Raw genomic sequence first — 16,018 nt, 5'->3', positions numbered from 1 at the left:
CCCATCCCGAAAGGACTTCCCATGAAATGTCTCATCGCCTCCGACATCCACGGCTCGGCATATTGGGCCGAGCGCCTGTGCGACGCCATCGAGTCCGAGCAGCCCGACCGCATCGTGCTGCTGGGCGACCTGCTCTACCACGGCCCGCGTAACGACCTGCCGCGCGATTACGCCCCCAAGCGCGTGATTCCGCTGCTCAACGCCCTGGCCGACCGCATCATCGCGGTGCGCGGCAACTGTGACGCCGAGGTCGACCAGATGGTGCTCGACTTTCCCGTCATGGCAGACTACGCCACGCTGTTCGACGAGGCCGGCCGCGAGCTGTTCCTGACGCATGGCCACGTCTTTGGCGCCGGCATGCACAACAGCGTCGACCACGCGCCTGCGCTGCCCGAGGGCTCCGCGCTCGTCTACGGTCACACGCATATCAAGGTTAACGAGGCAAGCGAGGCACACCCGGGCCTGTGGCTGTTCAATCCCGGCAGCGTGAGCATTCCCAAGGACGGTACGCACAGCTACGGTATCTACGAGGGCGGCGCGTTCCGTCACGTGATCCTGGAGGAGGAATAACCATGGCGCAGCACATGGCTCAGCAAAATGCCGAGGGTTCGCGCGACCTGTCGACGCTGGTAGATGCGTCGGCCGAGCTGCAGCATCTGGTGCAGACCATCTGGCGCCTACGCCAGCCCGATGGCTGTCCGTGGGACCGCGAGCAGACGCATCAGAGCATCGGCAAGAACATGATCGAGGAAGCCTACGAGGCGCTCGATTGCATCGAGGCGGACGACGTGGCGCATCTGCGCGAGGAGCTGGGCGATGTGCTCATGCAGGTCGTGCTGCATGCGCAGATTGCGGCCGACGCCGGTGAGTTTACGCTGGCCGATGTGGCACGCGATATCGACGCCAAACTCATCCGCCGCCACCCGCACGTGTTTGGCGATGCGGATGCCGAGAACTCCGACGAGGTGCTCAAGATCTGGGACGAGGTCAAGCTTGCCGAGAAGGCCGTCAAGGACAAGGCCGTGGCAGCAGGCGAGGCGGTACCCGAGGGCCTGCTCGACGGCGTGCCCACGCATCTGCCGGCATTGATGCAGGCGCAGAAGGTGTCGCGCAAAGCAGCGGCCGTGGGCTTTGAGTGGGAGACGGTCCAGGACGTGTGGGACGAGGTTGCCGAGGAGCGTGCCGAGTTTGAGGCCGAGGAGCCCGGCTCGCCCGAGCGCGAGATGGAGTTTGGCGACCTGCTCTTTGCCCTGGTCAACGTTGCGCGCAAGGAGGGGATTGACGCCGAGAGTGCCCTGCGCGCCAGTACGGCAAAGTTCCGCCGCCGCTGGGCCGCGATGGAGCAGATGGCAGCCGACGTTCACGTGGATCTTGCCGAGCTTTCGACCCACGGCCTCAACGACCTCTGGGATGCCGCCAAGGCGGAGGAGTAAGACTGCGGGAACGACGGGCTGACATGCCTCATCGTTCCCGCTAAATAATTCGAAAAACAATTGTATCCTTCGGCTAACTTAGGGCATAATGCAAAAAGTGCGACGGCTAACTTACGGAGGCGCACCGACGGTGCGCAGTCGGCCAGTCGCTTGCATCCACTACGTTTCCAAGTGAGAGGGAGACAACATGAGCGATATTTTGGACGTCTACGGTCGTGAGGTGCTCGACAGCCGCGGCAATCCCACCGTCGAGGTCGAGGTCGTGCTCGAGGACGGCAGCTTCGGCCGCGCAATGGTGCCTTCGGGTGCTTCGACCGGCGCCTTTGAGGCCTGCGAGCTGCGCGATGGCGACAAGGGCCGCTACCTGGGCAAGGGCGTTTCGCAGGCCGTCGAGCACGTCAACAACGAGTGCGCTAACGCCGTCGTGGGCCTCGACGCCTTCGACCAGCGCGCCGTCGATGCCGCGCTGATTGCCGCGGACGGTACCCCCAACAAGACCAGGCTCGGTGCCAACGCCATCCTGGGCGTGTCGCTGGCCGTTGCCCGCGCCGCTGCCGAGTCGGCGGGTCTGTCGCTGTACCAGTACCTGGGCGGCGTCAACGCCCACCTGCTGCCCACGCCAATGATGAACATCCTCAACGGCGGCGTGCATGCCGACAATAACGTCGACTTCCAGGAGTTCATGATCATGCCGGTGGGCGCCCCGAGCTTTGCTGAGGGCCTGCGTTGGTGCGCAGAGGTCTACCACACCCTCAAGGGCGTGCTGCACGAGGCCGGCCTGGGCGGCGGCGTGGGCGACGAGGGCGGCTTTGCCCCCAACCTTAAGACCAACGCCGAGCCGTTCGAGTACATCACCAAGGCCGTGGAGAAGGCCGGCTTTAAGCCCGGCGTCGACTTCATGTACGCCATGGATCCGGCCTCGACCGAGTTCTACAACGCCGAGACCGGCATGTACGAGCTCAAGGGCGAGGGTGTTGAGTATACGAGCGCCCAGATGGTCGATTACTGGGAGAAGCTCGTCGACACCTATCCCATCATCTCCATCGAGGACGGCATGGCCGAGGAAGACTGGGACGGCTGGGTCGAGCTTACCCGCCGCATTGGCAACAAAGTGCAGCTGGTGGGCGACGACCTGTTCGTCACCAACACCGAGCGCCTCAAGAAGGGCATCGAGCTGGGTGCCGCCAACGCGATCCTGGTCAAGGTCAACCAAATCGGTACGCTCACCGAGTCGCTCGAGGCCATCGAGACCGCCAAGGAGGCCGGTTACGCCTGCATCGTGAGCCACCGCTCCGGCGAGACCGAGGACTCCACGATCGCCGACCTGGTCGTGGGCGTCAACGCCGGCCAGATCAAGTCGGGCGCCCCGTGCCGCAGTGACCGTATCGCCAAGTACAACCAGCTCATCCGCATCGAGGACGAGCTTGAGGGCAGCGCGCGCTACGCCGGCAAGGCCGCGTTCTACAACATTCGCTAGACAGACGAGCCTGGCGGGGAGGGGGCAGACTCGGCTTTGCCCCGCTCCAGCTAGATGCTACAGAGCGCTATCGGGCGCTGGGCCACACGGCTCAGCGCCTTTTTTATGTCGAGCAAAGGCTGGCGAAGGCGGTGCGCATGCTCGTGCTATAACTAAAGGACTTAGCGCAAACAAACCTCAACCGCACAAGGCGCACATGGATCAGATTTACGACAACAGGTACTATTCCGCCGGTTCGCGTGAGCCGTCGCCTCGCCGTGCGCGCACGGTGCAGCTCGGTGGGTCCGCCTACGCCGGCGCCGACCGCTCCACGCAGCGCCCGACAAGTACCTCGCGCCCCAATGCTCAAGTGAATACTTCGACAGATGGACCAGTACGTCCGACACGTTCGCCGCATTCGTCGCGTCCCTCGGCCCAGACGCACGACAAATCGAGCAGACCTTCGAGCCGTCTTTCGGGCGCGGACTTTATGCGCTACGCCAACGACAATGCGGTGGTCAAGGCGATCTATGACTTTACGCATGGCTCTCTGCGCCTGCTGTTTATCGGTATCGTGGTGGCGCTGGCGCTCGTGAGCCTGTATTTTCCCGTACGCGACCTGTACGTGGCTAAGCGTTCGAGTGATATCTTGGCCAAGCAGGTCGAAATTCGCGAGCAATATAACGACGAGCTGCAAAAAAGCGTCGACAAGCTGCTCTCGGAGGAGGGCATCAAGGATGCGGCGTCCGAGGACCTGGGCCTGGTGATGCCTGGTGAGACTAGGATTGATGTCTTGGGCCTGGACGATGATTCGGACTCGTCGTCGGCTGAAAAGAAGTCGTCGAACGCCAAGAAGGCCAGCGAGGTGGCCAAGGAGATCGAAGAAGTCGGCAAGGACGCGCCGTGGTACATTCAGACGCTCGACATGCTGTTTGGATTTAACGGCGTCGAGGGTCAGACGGTCGCGTCCAGCGGCGAGTAGGCGAGTAACGCCCGGAGGGGAGCCCGCAATGGCAGAGTGCAAACGATATAAGGTGGCCGCGATCGACCTGGGAACGGTGTCGTCGCGACTGGTGCTGGCGCAGGTCGAGGCCGGGGCGATCGTGGAATCGTCCAAGCATACCGAGATCACCGACTTGGGCGAGGGTGTGGACGCGACGGGGCGCTTTTGCGAGGCGGCCGTTGAGCGCGTGCTCGCTGCGTGCCGCATGTTTGTGGACGAAGCCCGTGCCTTTGGGGCCGTGCGCATCTGCACCACATGCACGAGCGCCGCGCGTGATGCGTCCAACGCCGCCCTGCTGCTAGACGGCCTGCGCGAGCTGGGGCTCGAACCGCAGGTGATTCCGGGCGAGGTCGAGGCGCGCCTGACGTTTTTTGGTGTGGCGCACGACTTTGCGGGCGAGCGCATCATCGTCGCGGATTCGGGCGGCGGGTCGACGGAGCTCGCGACGGGCGTCTATGCGCCTGAGCGCGGGGTCTTTGCGCTGGAGGGAACGCGCTCACTGGACATCGGTTGCCGTCGCGTGACGGAGCGGTTTTTCTCGGCGCTGCCGCCTTTGGCAGGTGAGCTTGCGGCTGCTGCCGACTGGGCAAACGAGCAGTTTACGGCGTACTTTGAGAGCCTGCCCAACAACTTTGAGCGCGCCGAGCGCTTGGTCGCGGTGGGTGGCACCGTCACCACGCTCGTTGCACTCGTTCACGAGCTGGAGCCGTACGATTCGAGCTTTGTGCACCTGCGCGAGCTTTCGATGGAGCAGGTCTCGACCGCTATCGAGTGCATGTCCGCGCTGGGTGTTACGGGCATTGCCGCATTGCCGGGCGTGCAGTCCAAGCGTGCGGGCGTGATTCTCGCTGGCGCCGTGGTGATTCGCGAACTCATGCGCGCCGGCGGCTACGACACGCTCACAGTAAGCGAGAACAGCCTACTCGCCGGTATGGCAGCAACCATCAACGAGACTCTCGACGGCGCGACCCCCACCATCGCCTGGACCCCCACTCTCAGCACACTCTAAAAGTAGTCTTTTTGGGACGGGGCTTTTTTAGCTACATGGTCCGCCCGAGCCTTTCCATGAATGAGTTTTCTGGGACGGGGATTAAAAAATCATTGTGTACCTAATGATTTTTTAATCCCCGTCCCAGAAAACTCATTGGGTGGGCGGAAAAGTAGTCAAAAAAGCCCCGTCCCAAATTAGCTGCCCTGCAGTTGACGGCATCTAAAAGAAACGGGCCCGCATCCCTTGGGGACACGGGCCCGTAAAAGCCAATGGTAGGGGCGGTGGGACGTCTGCGTATTTGCTTCGCAAATACGCACCGGCTTCGGTCGCCTGCCGGCGCCCTCGCCGGCTCGCTACAAACGCTCCGCGTTTGCTTAACGCTCGCCCCCTCGCGGGTTCGAGCCCCACCGGCGTGCAAAAGAAACGGGCCCGCATCCCTGGGAGATACGGGCCCGTAAAAGCCAATGGTAGGGGCGGTGGGACTCGAACCCACAATCCTTGCGGCGAGAGATTTTAAGTCTCCTGCGTATGCCAATTCCGCCACGCCCCCGTGAGACTAGAAGTCTAGCACAAGCCGCCCGTTACGCGTTGACAGCCATCGAGTGCTGGCCCGACTTTTCCAAGTACTCGGCAAACTTGGCCTCGTCGCCCTTGTTCTTGTACTGCAGGGCCAGCAGGTATTCCAGGCGGCAGCTCTTGACCTTGTCGTCACCGGCCTCCTTGAGCATGCGCTCCAGTTCGGGAATGTCGTTGTGGCGCTTGAGAATCATCGTGTCGTACATCAGCTGACACTCGTGCGCGACTGCTTCGGCCTGACCGCCCTCAAAGCCCTTGATCTCGTGCAGCAACTCCTTGGACTTTTTGCGGTCCTCCTGGCCAACGTAGTAGTTAAAGGCCTTAATTACCAGGTCGACGCGCTGCATCTTGGGCAGGTTGAGCCCCAGCAACAGGTCGAACATCTCGTTGGCGTGTTCGTGGTCCTCGCGCAGCAGATAGGAGTTCAGGTGCAGGTAGTCGCGGTTGTAGCGCGGGTACAGCATGCTGGTGAGCTTGCCGTCGAGCAAACGATCGAACTCGTCCCACTGCTTGGCGGCCATAAGCTGCTGCAGGCGTTTAAACGTGGTGCGTTTTTTAACGCTAAAGAACACCGACACGGCGATACAAATAATGACGACGGCGGTCCAGAGTGTGCGGGAATCGGGCATATTGAGCTCCTCGGTCGCTCATAAAACAGGCGGTATGACAACACGTACTAGATGTATTATACGCAGCGCGCAGGCAAACTGGTACAAAAGTGCATCGAGGCCGAGCACCATCGCTCGCTGCGGTACACTTACCTAAAGTAAACCATGAAGGGAGACATTACCTATGAAGAAGATCGTTTTGGCTTGCGGTGCTGGCGCTGCTACTTCCACGCTCGTTGCCCAGAAGGTCGCTACCATGCTCGACGCCAACGGTTATGCCGGCAAGTATGAGATCGTGCAGTGCGCCATCTCCGAGGCCAAGGACGCTTGCGACGAAGGCGCCGACCTGCTGATCGCCACCACCGTTGCCCCCGAGGGCCTCACCTGCCCGTACGTGAGCGGCGTGCCCTTCATGACCGGCATGAACCGCGTTGCTGCCGAGAAGGCCGTTCTCGACGTCATGGCTCAGTAGGCGCTGCCTGTATGAATGAGCAGAACGCCAATCCGGTCGAGCTCTTTGGCATGCGCGTCGCCCATGTGGGCATCAACGCCGCCGACCCGGCAGACGCCTTGGAGATCGCGGAGCTGTTCTCGACGATGATGGGCTTGCCCGTTATCGAGACCCCGGTTTCGTACTTTAACGATTCGCTGATCGAGGTCATGAAGCAGAACGGTCGTGGCACCAAGGGCCACATCGGCTTTGCCGTCAACGACATCGATGCGGCCGAGAAGTGGTTTGCCGAGCGTGGGCTCGAGGTTAACGAGGAGTCGCGCGCGCTGCTGCCCGACGGTTCTACCAAGCTCGTGTACTTTAAGCGCGAGTTCGCCGGCTTCGCCGTGCATCTGTGCCGCGAGTAGCGCACAAACTGCCATAACGAACAAAAGGGATAGGGCCGCATGGCCTTATCCCTTTTTTATGCCGAGGGGCTTCCTACCGTGGCAGGCGAATCGTAAAGCGGCTGCCGACGCCTTCGACCGAGGTCACGCCAATAACGCCGCCATGGCTATCGACAATCCACTTGGCAATGGCAAGCCCCAGACCCGAGCCCTGCGCGCCGGCATCGCGTGCGTTGTCGGCACGGTAGAACCGTTCAAACGTGTGAGCTGCGGATTCCTGATTCATGCCGATACCCTCGTCCTCAACACTTATGTCGATCGCGCCCGTGCCCGTATCCTGCGCTACGCCAAAGGTGATGGACGTGCCCGCGTCCGAATACTTGGCGGCGTTTTGCACGATCACGCGCAGGGCCTGCTTCACGAGCGCCACGTCGACAGAAGCATCGCAGCGCGGGTCGCTGGCGAGCGCAGTGTCGTACGCCAGCCGATACGTGTGCGCGGCATCGATCATCTGCGATTCCTCGCACACCTCGCCGACCAGTGCGGCCAGGTTGGTGTCCACGCGCCTCAGTACGGTGCGGCCGGCATCGCCGCGCGCCAAAAACAGCAGCTGCTCCACGAGCTCTTGCATGTGCTCGCTTTCGGCCTTGAGGGACGCGATGGATTCTGTCAGCACGTCCGGGTCGTCTTTGCCCCAGCGGTCGAGCATGTTCACGTAGCCCTGAATCACCGCGATGGGCGTGCGCAGCTCGTGGCTCGCATCGTTGACAAAGCGCATCTGCTGTAGCTTGGCCTCTTGCATCTGGCGCAGCAGGCGGTTGAGTGCGACCTCGATGCTCGCCAGGTCGGCGTCGCCGGTGGTGACGCTCGGCGAGTCGACACTCGCGCGTTCGATTGCCTGCTCCAGCGTTTCCATCTTGCCGCCGGAGAGCTGCATGCGGCCGAGCTCGTCCACGCGCAGGGCCAGGTCGTTGAGCGGTGCCATGGTGCGGCGCACGCGGCGAGCGCCGCTGAGCATGTTGAGCACGCTGATGACTTGCCCGCCCGCAACGACAAGATAGAGGGGCCACAGCGCGATGAGGTCCTGCGCGAGGGGGAAGGTCTTGGTGGTGCGCGCAAGCTCGACGGTATAGGTGAGCGTGGCCAGGTCCAAGCCGCGCGCGGGCGCGAACGACATGCCGTGAACGGTGGCGCCGGGGATCCAGCCTGCGGTAAACACGCCGTCGGGCAGCGTCTGGTTGTAGCCATAGACCAGGATCGCCGCCGCAACAACCAGCAGCCACAGATCGAGCCAGACGTAGCTCATCAGGCGGCGCCACATGTAGCTCCAGTTGATGGCGCGGGCAATGGAGGTGACGCGCTTGGTCTCGGCGTTATGCGCGGCAGACATAGCCCACCCCGCGCACGGTCTGGATGATGCGGGCGCCGCCTGCGTCCTCGATCTTGGCGCGCAGGTGCGCGATGTGCACATCGATGTTGTTGGTGTCTCCCACGTATTCGTAACCCAGCGCCTCGTGCGCGATGCGCTCGCGCGTGAGCACGGTGCCGGCATGCGCCATAAGCAGGGCGAGGACGTCGAACTCTCGGGCCGTGAGTACGATGGTTGAACTACCAACGATGACTTCGCGGCGGTCGGGATCGAGCGCAACCGAGCCCACGGTGAGCACGGCGGGGGAGGGCACGGCAGAGGTTTTGGCCGAGTCGCTAGCCGGGGACGTCGCGGCGGTACCGGCACCCGTAGCGCCCTCCCCGGTCCCAGCGCCGCCAACGCCCGAAGCCGCCCGCACGGCCTCCGAGCGCTTCAACGCCACGCGGATCCGTGCGAACAGCTCCTCAATCGCAAACGGCTTGGTCAGGTAATCGTCGGCGCCGGCGTCGAGCCCGGCTACCTTGTCCATCACGGCATCGCGCGCGGTGACCATGATCACCGGCACATCCTTGTGCTTGCGCACGCGCCGCAGCACCTCCATACCGTTGAGCTGCGGCAGCAGCACGTCGAGCAGAATCAGATCGTAGTCGCGCTCCAGCGCCAGGTCGACGGCGGTGCGGCCGTCGGCGGCGTGCTCCACCTGGTAGCCCTCGTGCTCTAGCTCGAGCGTCACAAAGCGGGCGATTTTCTCCTCGTCCTCTACGATCAGGATTCGTGCCATGCGTGCCCCCGTCTGCGATTACTTGTCGTCGTTCAGATTTTGCTTGATATCGTCTGCGGCATCGGCGGCGTGATTCATCAGGTTGTTGATGCTGCCGGGCACGTCGCCGTCGCTATCGATGCGGTAACGCATGCCAAAGAACAGACCGATCAGCATCAGCCATATCGTGGCGCCCCAGGCAAACAAGGCGACGATGGGAATCAGGATGGGGATGTTAAGGATGATCGCATCGCGGCGCGTGGCGATAAACTTGGTGTCCAGGCTCAGGCGGAAGAGCTTTTTGAGGTACTCCCACACGCTGTCCATCTTCTTGGAGAAGTCGGTCTTTTCGCTCGACTTCTCGTAGGCGGCCTGCGCGGCGACCATCTCGGCCGAGGGCTCATCTACCGGCTCGGACTCGGTGGCGGCGTGCGCCGACGTGGTCTGGGTCTTGCCTTGCGACTCGAGCCAAATAATGGCGTCCAAAACGTTGCCGTCGGCGGCATCGAGTGCTGCCTTGGCATCGGTGTAACTCACGTTGCACTTGGTGCGGATGGTTTCAACTTTTTCGAGGTCGTCCATGACCTGTCCTTTCGTTCGATGGGCGCGACGCCGGGCGATTTGCCCGGGCGCGAGCGTTGCGTTCGGCGGCCTGCGTCGCGCGGCGCCGCCCCGCCCTTGGTCGAACTCTATAGTGCAGGTTATAGATTAAGCGATTCTTGAGCCAAGATTAATGTTGGATGAGTTTTTGGGTGACGCGGAGGCGGCCTTTGAGGCAAGCGCAGGCCGAGCGGCTAGAGCCCAAGGGTAAATTTGTGTCCGCACGGCGAGATATACTTATTGTCAACGTTGAGGGCGCGTCAGGGCAAAGCTGCCTGGCGCCCGCGAAATCAGAGGGGCCGCCGTGCCGCATGGCGCAAACGAGTGGGGTCCCGACGCAAACAGGGGGTCATACGTGCATATCTACGCTATGAGCGACATTCACGGGTGCTTGGACGCCTTTAAGGCATCGCTTTTCACCGTCGACCTCGATGCCGAGGATTCCAAGCTGGTTTTGCTTGGCGACTACTGCGACCGAGGCCCCGATTCACTCGGGGTCTTCGAGCTCGTCATGGACCTGCAAAAGCGCTACGGCGATCGCGTCGTGGCGCTGCGCGGCAACCACGAGGAGATGTTCCTCGAGTACATTGACGAGGTGAATGACCCCAATTTCACGCAGGCATGGATACTTGCCGACGGCAATCTGGCAACGGCCAAGAGCTTCTTAGACGCCGAGGCATTCAAGCACGTTAAGCACCTTTTGAGGCTCAGGGAGTTCGAGGAGGCCTACGCCTTTACGGTTGAGCGCATAAAGGCCGAGCACGCGGACATCATCGCGTGGGTTCGCAAGCTCCCTTACTTTTACGAGAGCCCCTTCGGCCAGGTCTTTGTGCACGCCGGCGTTGACGAGGAAGCCGGGGAGGATTGGAAGCTTGGCACGGCTGTCGAGTCGTTAACCATGATGCTGCCCGATTACGTGGGGCGCGAGTTCTATCTGGATGTTATCGCCGGGCATATCAACACCGAGGTTGTTTCGGGCATTGCGGGCTATCGCGGCATCTGGCATGACGGGGCCAGCCACTACTACATCGACGGGAACGTCATGAAGAACGGCGAGGTCGCCGTGTTGAGCTACGACTCGGAGACGGGGAAGTACAGCGGCCAAGGGCTGGAGTAGGTTGGTGGGCGATTAGTTCTCCTACGGCCTGCACAACGCTACCCTAAGCCATTCGTTCATCGCCGAAGAGGGCTGCCGCTGCCAATTTTTACCCTTTGATCTAAGTTGAAGTTCAATGGTGCCGGAGGCATAACGGCTGAATCGCAGTTCCAGGGCGTTCAAGTCACCTTTGTCCCAGTCTTTAATGTGCTGGTATAGGCAATGGCATTCGTGCCGCTCGTTGCTTAGGGCATGGGCGACGTCACGGAACGCAAGCAGGGAGATGAGCACATGCCACTGCTGATCTAAAACAGTCGTATTGTCCTTGAAAGGATTAAAGGCATCGATTTCTGCAACCGAATCTTTGTCGAAGTAAAAGCGGTAATGCCCTTGGCTGTCGGTGCGGTGTTTAAGCGCAAGGTAGAAAACAGCATCTTCCGGTGATGCTTTTATACCATTGTTTTTAAGCCATTCATTCCACCTGCCTTCTTTCAGGGCAGATTTCATCTCCATAAGCCTGTCTTCATTAAGGCAATTTAGGCTGCGTACGGTTTGACCAAGCACATTGGCCTGGTCATCTACTGTCCTATTGGAATCATTTTTGTAGGGATTGTTGCACCAACCAATAAAGTCTTTGACGCCTATCGGCTCAACAGAGGGCCTGTCGACACGGTTGAAAAAGTCCTGGATTTCGTTCAAATCGGCGAGCTTGGCTTCGTTCATAGCTGGATTCCTTTCTCATTAGGAAACATGTCTCATTATAGGCATGCCTGCGGTCGCAGCGGCTAGGGGTGCCAGTGCTAGTGAGGGTTCCAGAGAAGGAAGCGCCGCACCCTCGGGGCAGCAAAGAATCAAGGTCTAATACTTTTCCGGAGAAGTGAACGAGCTAAATCGGACCGCCGAAGCATCGACACTTTGAGCGTATCGTTTCCTGCGGTTTCGGTGCTGAAATCCTGCGATTTTGCGGCCGAAAAATGCGGATGTTTCAGGGGTCCAAAATCAGCCGTTCACTTCTCGGGAAAAGTATTAGACCTCGATAGCGGGGGATGGGGTGCCGGTGCAAAACGGCGTCAAGGGTTGGTCGAGCAGGCGGTTTCTTCATTGATGTCCGCACGACATGTGACACTTACCCTGTCGCCCTGCTCTGCCGCGGCGGCATGTACCTGAACAACGACCCTCTAAGGAGCTCGATAGTAATGAGTGACAACACCAAGCATCTCGCAAAGAAGTACGTCAAGGACGCGGGGCCGTGCCTCGTGCTGTGCCTTGCCGGCGCAGCGGTCGCGCTGCTGGCTGTTCTGGGGCCGTTCGACGTGCTCCGAAGTGCCGTCTCTCTACACATTTGCATGGCCCTTGCCGGCGCCATGATGACCGGCAGCGCGCTCGATCTGGTTTTTTGGGTGCTTGACCCGTTTGGATGGAAGAACGAGGGGTAAGCCCTAAGGGATGGAAGGGCTGGAACGGTTGGCTTAGTGATCGTGCAGAATGCGGGCTAGCGACTTACAGGGAAGTGGTGATCCGATGACGGTCTATGTGACGGGCGATATTCACGGCGGCGTCGACATGCAAAAGCTGCGCGACTGGGATCTTGGGGATAGTTTGACGAGCGACGACTATCTCATCATTGCGGGCGACTTTGGCTTTCCGTGGGATTTCTCTGCCGAGGAATGCGCCGACATCGCTTGGCTGGAGTCGCGCCCCTATACCGTGCTGTTCATCGACGGCAACCACGAGCGTTTCGATCACTGGGCGGAGCGACCCATGGAGTTATGGCACGGTGGGCTGACGCAGCGCCTGTCGGATACCTCTCCCGTACGGCGCCTGACGCGCGGCGAGGTTTTTGAACTCGATGGCTCAACGGTCTTTACCATGGGCGGTGCCACGAGTGTTGACAAGGAATACTGCATACCGTATTCCAGCTGGTGGCCGCAGGAGCTGCCGGACGAGCGCAACTTTGAGGAGGCACGGACAAAGCTCGGCAGCGTGGGCTGGAAGGTCGACTACGTAATCACCCACACTGCTCCACGCGCATGCTTTCGTCCACGTTCTATCCGGCGTCCGGCTGGAATTACCCCGCCGTTGATCGGCTTACGGCATTTTTCGATGAGCTGGAAGATCGCTTGGACTACAAGCGCTGGTATTACGGGCATTTCCATCGGGATGCCAACCCGGCCGAGCGCCATACCGTGCTCTACGACTGCATCGTTCGCCTGGGCGACGAACTCCAGCCCTGGGATGTTGCGTAGGGGTGGGAATAGCGAGAACTTCATACGATACCTTGGGTAGTTACCCTACATTTCAGTAGTGATCTTTATTTGTAGGGTAACTTAGGGCATGCTGGGAGCTGGAGGAGATGTCGCCCGACGATCTAAAGTTTCAGCGCCATTCGGTTGGTGCCCGGTAGGGTGGCGAAGCCAAAATGTTCATAGAATGCTGCCGCCTCATCATCTACTGGATCGACAACTAAAGCTCGCGCTCCTGCTAGGGCAGAAATTTTCAAGGCGTTCTCGATGGCATCTTTGAGCAGTGAAGCTCCAAGACCAAGCCCCTTGAACTTCTCATCGACCCCCATCATTCCAAGCAGCACTGTGGGGACTTGGGAGGGGGAGTTTCGCACGAACCATCCTCCATCAACATTTTCGCGAGCCACGGAGTGCGTGCACAACGTATAAAACCCAGCGACTGCGCCGTCGCAATACGATGCGTATATAACTGCTGATCCTCTTCTTCGCGCCGAGGCTGATCTGTTTTTAGCCCATCCGTCTACAAGAGTATTTCCGCAGTGGAAAGCCTCGATGCCTTGGCCAACGGGGAGTTGAACGGGCTTGGTAAATGTGCTCATTCCCAAACCGCTTTACGGTCAAGCAGCGCTTTTGCGGCTTGGGGCATGGGGGAATCGAGCATTTCGCAAAATGCATCGAAACCATCAGGAGAAAGATAGGTTGTTGATGCCTCGGCGATATCACGTGCGGAGCTCTCGTCAAGGTGGGCTGTGGCCCATTGGGTGAGAGTTTGCCCGCGCAAGGCCGCGGCGCGCTCGTAAGTAAGGCGTTGACGTTCGGTCAACCTTAGATCCATACGGCGTTGTTTCTCAATCGTTGGCATGGCAAAAACCTCCTTGGCACAATTGTACGGAATTATTCCGTACATAACAAGACGCAGAATTATGTCCTCGTTGAGGGGGGGGCGAGGGGGCGGGGCGTATTTGACTACTCGGCCATTACGGTGATGTTCTCGCGGTGTGCGCGGATGACGTCCCAGCTAAAGTGCTCGGCCAGCTGCTCGGCAGAGTGCGGTGTGGTGTCCGGCGCGATGCCCGTTTGCCCGGCGAGCCATCCCAGCAGTGCCTCGGGTATGCCAAAGCGGGCGCGGAGTTCGCCTAGGTCCAGATCGCGGTCGCGCTTGGAAAGGCGGCGGCCGTCCGGCGACATGAGCAGCGGAATGTGCGCGTAGTGCGGCGTGGCAAGTCCCAGCAGATGCTGCAGGTAGATCTGGCGGGGCGTGGAGCCCAGCAGGTCGCATCCGCGCACGACCTCGGTAACACCCATGGCGGCGTCGTCGACCACCACGGCTAGCTGATAGGCAAAAACGCCGTCGCTGCGGCGGACCAAAAAGTCGCCGCACTCGGTGGCGAGTGCTTCGCATTGGGCGCCGTACGTGCGGTCAACAAATTCGACCACGTCGTCGGCGAGGTCATCGACGGCGGGCACGCGCAGGCGTGTGGCCGGGGCGCGCAGAGCACTGCGGCGTGCAACTTCTTCGGCAGAAAGAGCGCGGCAGGCGCCGCGGTAGATGGGCGTGCCGTCGCTGGCGTGCGGCGCGCTTGCGGCGTGGAGCTCGGCGCGCGTGCAAAAGCAGGGATAGGTGAGGCCGGCGTCTTGCAGCTGGCGCAAGGCGGCTTCGTACAGGTCTAGGCGATCGTGCTGATAGTAGGGGCCTTCGTCCCACTCGAGCCCCAGCCAGGCCAAGTCGTCAATCAGTTGAACGGCAAGCTCCGGTCGCTTGCAGCGATCGTCGAGGTCCTCGATGCGCAACACGATGCTGCCGCCCTGGCTGCGGGCCGAAAGCCACGCGCACAAGCAACTGAACACGTTGCCCAGGTGCATGCGGCCCGAGGGCGACGGGGCAAAGCGGCCCACGACGGGGGTGGGCACTGCCGTTGCCGGTGCGACCGCGGCGGGTGTTGCTATGTTGCGTGCGTTGATATCCATGCGGACGAGTATAGCGCGGGGCGCGGTGGGGGAGACGTTGCCGTGGCCTGCAAGTTGCCGAGGCCGCGCGTTGCGCGTGTCGAACCACCGGCTCGACAGCTCGATCGCCGCCCGCCAGCCCAACCTCTCAAACGACAGAAACCCCGGCAGCTCTTCGCAACTGCCGGGGTTTCCGCGGAAAAGGGGGACATGATCCTCGAGCGAACGGGAAAGGGGCAACCGTTTTCGCTCAACTGCTTTATGCCCCTCGGTTGGCGGCTCAATCAGCGCGTGCCGCGCCCACACAAAGCCGCTACACCTGTGACGGTGCTGTGAAGTGGTATCTATTGCTGGCGCGGGCCATGCCAAGGAGTGTCCCTAATGACTAGTCATTTAAGAACGTCCATTACAGTCGAAATTGTCAGCCCGGGCCCGTCTCGGGCTACGATTGAGGCGCGCCCAGAACGGGCCGCCGACCGGGCGCCCGCGCACGGCCGAACGTCCCTGCCCCCGAGAGGGCCCGTTGGGTGCTGCCGGCGCGGGACGCGCCGCCCCCGACGGCTGATAGGAAAGTGCCGGGCAGGTGCCGCGGCTGGTAATGTGAGTGCCGAGGGGGAGGCCATCCGGTCGAACGACTACCGGAAGGATACCACCGTGAAAGCGCCATCCACCAGACCCGCGGCCGTGCTCGGCCTGGACGTCGGCAAGTCATCGCACTGGGCCTGCCTGATCGACCGCGACGGGGAGGTGCTGGCCAGCGCCCCCGTCCGCAACAGGGAGGCCGAGCTCGACGCGCTGTTCGCCTCCGCGCCCGCCGGCACGCTCGTCGTCGTCGACCAGTTCCGCAACATAGGGTCCCTCGCCGTGAGGCGGGCCCGCGCCGCGGGGCTGGAGGTCGCCTACCTGCCCGGGCTCGTCGCCAGCCGCGCCGCGGGCCTGTTCGCCGGCGAGGCCAAGACCGACGAGCGCGACGCCGCGGTGATCGCGCGGACCGCCCTGGGCGTGCCGGACTCCCTGTCGGGGGTCCCGGGCCGCGGCGAGGCCCTCGAGGCCGCCCGCGCCCTCTCGTCGCAGCGCGACCACGTCGTCGCCTGCGCGA

Annotated in this window: 19 protein-coding genes and 1 tRNA gene; 11 read left to right on the top strand and 9 right to left on the bottom strand. The window is 61.5% G+C overall.

Annotated elements, in window-relative coordinates:
- Positions 1-21 precede the first annotated feature (21 nt).
- The 5 genes from yfcE to DXD49_RS07770 all read left to right on the top strand — a co-directional run bounded on the left by yfcE (position 22) and on the right by DXD49_RS07770 (position 4,901).
- Complete coding sequence (yfcE, locus tag DXD49_RS07790; protein WP_117735542.1) at positions 22-570, top strand: phosphodiesterase; 549 nt, start codon at positions 22-24, stop codon at positions 568-570.
- Positions 571-572: 2 nt separating this feature from the next.
- On the top strand, positions 573-1,433 hold the full coding sequence (mazG, locus tag DXD49_RS07785; RefSeq protein WP_117794664.1) for a nucleoside triphosphate pyrophosphohydrolase: 861 nt from the start codon (positions 573-575) through the stop codon (positions 1,431-1,433).
- 187 nt (positions 1,434-1,620) lie between these two features.
- Positions 1,621-2,910, top strand: a complete 1,290-nt coding sequence (gene eno / locus DXD49_RS07780; protein ID WP_117743689.1) for a phosphopyruvate hydratase — start codon at positions 1,621-1,623, stop codon at positions 2,908-2,910.
- 196 nt (positions 2,911-3,106) lie between these two features.
- A complete protein-coding gene (locus DXD49_RS09940) occupies positions 3,107-3,871 on the top strand; it encodes a septum formation initiator family protein (RefSeq protein WP_233540187.1) in 765 nt (254 codons plus the stop codon).
- Between the two features lie 28 nt (positions 3,872-3,899).
- Positions 3,900-4,901, top strand: coding sequence for a hypothetical protein (locus tag DXD49_RS07770; protein WP_117735539.1), 1,002 nt, complete (start codon positions 3,900-3,902; stop codon positions 4,899-4,901).
- Positions 4,902-5,348: 447 nt separating this feature from the next.
- On the opposite strand, the gene DXD49_RS07765 is transcribed toward DXD49_RS07770, so the two are convergent.
- Positions 5,349-5,433, bottom strand: a tRNA-Leu gene (locus DXD49_RS07765).
- A 31-nt stretch (positions 5,434-5,464) separates the two neighbouring features.
- Positions 5,465-6,088 carry a hypothetical protein gene (locus tag DXD49_RS07760; protein WP_117794663.1) on the bottom strand — a complete coding sequence of 208 codons (624 nt, stop codon included), beginning with the start codon at positions 6,086-6,088 and terminating at the stop codon, positions 5,465-5,467.
- Between the two features lie 163 nt (positions 6,089-6,251).
- Here DXD49_RS07760 and DXD49_RS07755 point away from each other — a divergent pair, with 163 nt between their 5' ends.
- Together DXD49_RS07755 and DXD49_RS07750 are read left to right on the top strand one after the other, a co-directional pair.
- Positions 6,252-6,539 (top strand): PTS sugar transporter subunit IIB, encoded by a 288-nt coding sequence (locus DXD49_RS07755; protein WP_055252380.1) that lies wholly within the window; start codon positions 6,252-6,254, stop codon positions 6,537-6,539.
- Between the two features lie 11 nt (positions 6,540-6,550).
- Positions 6,551-6,925 carry a VOC family protein gene (locus tag DXD49_RS07750; protein ID WP_055252379.1) on the top strand — a complete coding sequence of 125 codons (375 nt, stop codon included), beginning with the start codon at positions 6,551-6,553 and terminating at the stop codon, positions 6,923-6,925.
- Between the two features lie 73 nt (positions 6,926-6,998).
- Here DXD49_RS07750 and DXD49_RS07745 read toward each other — a convergent pair whose 3' ends face one another.
- The 3 genes from DXD49_RS07745 to DXD49_RS07735 are packed head-to-tail and all read right to left on the bottom strand — an operon-like array spanning position 6,999 to position 9,615.
- Positions 6,999-8,294, bottom strand: coding sequence for a cell wall metabolism sensor histidine kinase WalK (locus DXD49_RS07745; protein ID WP_117794662.1), 1,296 nt, complete (start codon positions 8,292-8,294; stop codon positions 6,999-7,001).
- Complete coding sequence (locus DXD49_RS07740; RefSeq protein ID WP_117794661.1) at positions 8,278-9,054, bottom strand: response regulator transcription factor; 777 nt, start codon at positions 9,052-9,054, stop codon at positions 8,278-8,280. Before DXD49_RS07740 ends, DXD49_RS07745 begins: the two co-directional genes overlap by 17 nt.
- A gap of 18 nt (positions 9,055-9,072) precedes the next feature.
- Positions 9,073-9,615 carry a hypothetical protein gene (locus DXD49_RS07735; RefSeq protein ID WP_055252376.1) on the bottom strand — a complete coding sequence of 181 codons (543 nt, stop codon included), beginning with the start codon at positions 9,613-9,615 and terminating at the stop codon, positions 9,073-9,075.
- A gap of 373 nt (positions 9,616-9,988) precedes the next feature.
- Between DXD49_RS07735 and DXD49_RS07730 the strand changes: the two genes are divergently transcribed.
- Entirely contained in the window at positions 9,989-10,750 is a 762-nt protein-coding gene (locus DXD49_RS07730) for a metallophosphoesterase (RefSeq protein WP_117794660.1), read from the top strand.
- A 21-nt stretch (positions 10,751-10,771) separates the two neighbouring features.
- Here the strand turns inward: DXD49_RS07730 and DXD49_RS07725 are convergent, their stop codons facing one another.
- Positions 10,772-11,452, bottom strand: coding sequence for a hypothetical protein (locus tag DXD49_RS07725; RefSeq protein ID WP_117763399.1), 681 nt, complete (start codon positions 11,450-11,452; stop codon positions 10,772-10,774).
- Between the two features lie 473 nt (positions 11,453-11,925).
- On the opposite strand from DXD49_RS07725, the gene DXD49_RS07720 reads away from it, so the two are divergent.
- Both DXD49_RS07720 and DXD49_RS07715 read left to right on the top strand, forming a co-directional pair.
- Positions 11,926-12,165: a hypothetical protein gene (locus DXD49_RS07720; protein WP_117735535.1), complete on the top strand. Its 240-nt coding sequence runs from the start codon at positions 11,926-11,928 to the stop codon at positions 12,163-12,165.
- Positions 12,166-12,250: 85 nt separating this feature from the next.
- Positions 12,251-13,015, top strand: coding sequence for a metallophosphoesterase (locus DXD49_RS07715; RefSeq protein ID WP_233541774.1), 765 nt, complete (start codon positions 12,251-12,253; stop codon positions 13,013-13,015).
- An 82-nt stretch (positions 13,016-13,097) separates the two neighbouring features.
- Here DXD49_RS07715 and DXD49_RS07710 read toward each other — a convergent pair whose 3' ends face one another.
- The 3 genes from DXD49_RS07710 to gluQRS all read right to left on the bottom strand — a co-directional run bounded on the left by DXD49_RS07710 (position 13,098) and on the right by gluQRS (position 14,940).
- Entirely contained in the window at positions 13,098-13,571 is a 474-nt protein-coding gene (locus tag DXD49_RS07710) for a GNAT family N-acetyltransferase (protein ID WP_082435587.1), read from the bottom strand.
- On the bottom strand, positions 13,568-13,834 hold the full coding sequence (locus DXD49_RS07705; protein ID WP_158550249.1) for a DUF1778 domain-containing protein: 267 nt from the start codon (positions 13,832-13,834) through the stop codon (positions 13,568-13,570). Before DXD49_RS07705 ends, DXD49_RS07710 begins: the two co-directional genes overlap by 4 nt.
- Positions 13,835-13,938: 104 nt before the next feature.
- Positions 13,939-14,940, bottom strand: a complete 1,002-nt coding sequence (gluQRS, locus tag DXD49_RS07700; RefSeq protein WP_117794659.1) for a tRNA glutamyl-Q(34) synthetase GluQRS — start codon at positions 14,938-14,940, stop codon at positions 13,939-13,941.
- 633 nt (positions 14,941-15,573) lie between these two features.
- Between gluQRS and DXD49_RS09675 the strand changes: the two genes are divergently transcribed.
- The coding region (locus DXD49_RS09675; RefSeq protein WP_158564881.1) for a transposase at positions 15,574-16,018 on the top strand (445 nt) is incomplete at its 3' end.

The organism is Collinsella sp. TM05-38 (genome assembly GCF_003466445.1).
In the GTDB taxonomy this organism is placed as follows: domain Bacteria; phylum Actinomycetota; class Coriobacteriia; order Coriobacteriales; family Coriobacteriaceae; genus Collinsella.
The sequence above is the reverse complement of the archived record's forward strand: the minus strand, read 5'-3'. Positions and strand labels throughout refer to the sequence as shown.

Excerpts from the sequence above, each read along its gene's own strand:
- DXD49_RS07750 (WP_055252379.1), top strand. The coding sequence starts at position 6,551 with ATGAATGAGCAGAACGCCAATCCGGTCGAGCTCTTTGGCATGCGCGTC.
- DXD49_RS07740 (WP_117794661.1), bottom strand. The coding sequence starts at position 9,054 with ATGGCACGAATCCTGATCGTAGAGGACGAGGAGAAAATCGCCCGCTTT.
- yfcE (WP_117735542.1), top strand. The coding sequence starts at position 22 with ATGAAATGTCTCATCGCCTCCGACATCCACGGCTCGGCATATTGGGCC.
- DXD49_RS07705 (WP_158550249.1), bottom strand. The coding sequence starts at position 13,834 with ATGCCAACGATTGAGAAACAACGCCGTATGGATCTAAGGTTGACCGAA.
- DXD49_RS09940 (WP_233540187.1), top strand. The coding sequence starts at position 3,107 with ATGGATCAGATTTACGACAACAGGTACTATTCCGCCGGTTCGCGTGAG.
- DXD49_RS07715 (WP_233541774.1), top strand. The coding sequence starts at position 12,251 with ATGACGGTCTATGTGACGGGCGATATTCACGGCGGCGTCGACATGCAA.
- DXD49_RS07710 (WP_082435587.1), bottom strand. The coding sequence starts at position 13,571 with ATGAGCACATTTACCAAGCCCGTTCAACTCCCCGTTGGCCAAGGCATC.
- DXD49_RS07770 (WP_117735539.1), top strand. The coding sequence starts at position 3,900 with ATGGCAGAGTGCAAACGATATAAGGTGGCCGCGATCGACCTGGGAACG.
- gluQRS (WP_117794659.1), bottom strand. The coding sequence starts at position 14,940 with ATGGATATCAACGCACGCAACATAGCAACACCCGCCGCGGTCGCACCG.
- DXD49_RS07735 (WP_055252376.1), bottom strand. The coding sequence starts at position 9,615 with ATGGACGACCTCGAAAAAGTTGAAACCATCCGCACCAAGTGCAACGTG.
- DXD49_RS07760 (WP_117794663.1), bottom strand. The coding sequence starts at position 6,088 with ATGCCCGATTCCCGCACACTCTGGACCGCCGTCGTCATTATTTGTATC.
- DXD49_RS07755 (WP_055252380.1), top strand. The coding sequence starts at position 6,252 with ATGAAGAAGATCGTTTTGGCTTGCGGTGCTGGCGCTGCTACTTCCACG.
- eno (WP_117743689.1), top strand. The coding sequence starts at position 1,621 with ATGAGCGATATTTTGGACGTCTACGGTCGTGAGGTGCTCGACAGCCGC.
- DXD49_RS07725 (WP_117763399.1), bottom strand. The coding sequence starts at position 11,452 with ATGAACGAAGCCAAGCTCGCCGATTTGAACGAAATCCAGGACTTTTTC.
- DXD49_RS07720 (WP_117735535.1), top strand. The coding sequence starts at position 11,926 with ATGAGTGACAACACCAAGCATCTCGCAAAGAAGTACGTCAAGGACGCG.
- DXD49_RS07745 (WP_117794662.1), bottom strand. The coding sequence starts at position 8,294 with ATGTCTGCCGCGCATAACGCCGAGACCAAGCGCGTCACCTCCATTGCC.
- mazG (WP_117794664.1), top strand. The coding sequence starts at position 573 with ATGGCGCAGCACATGGCTCAGCAAAATGCCGAGGGTTCGCGCGACCTG.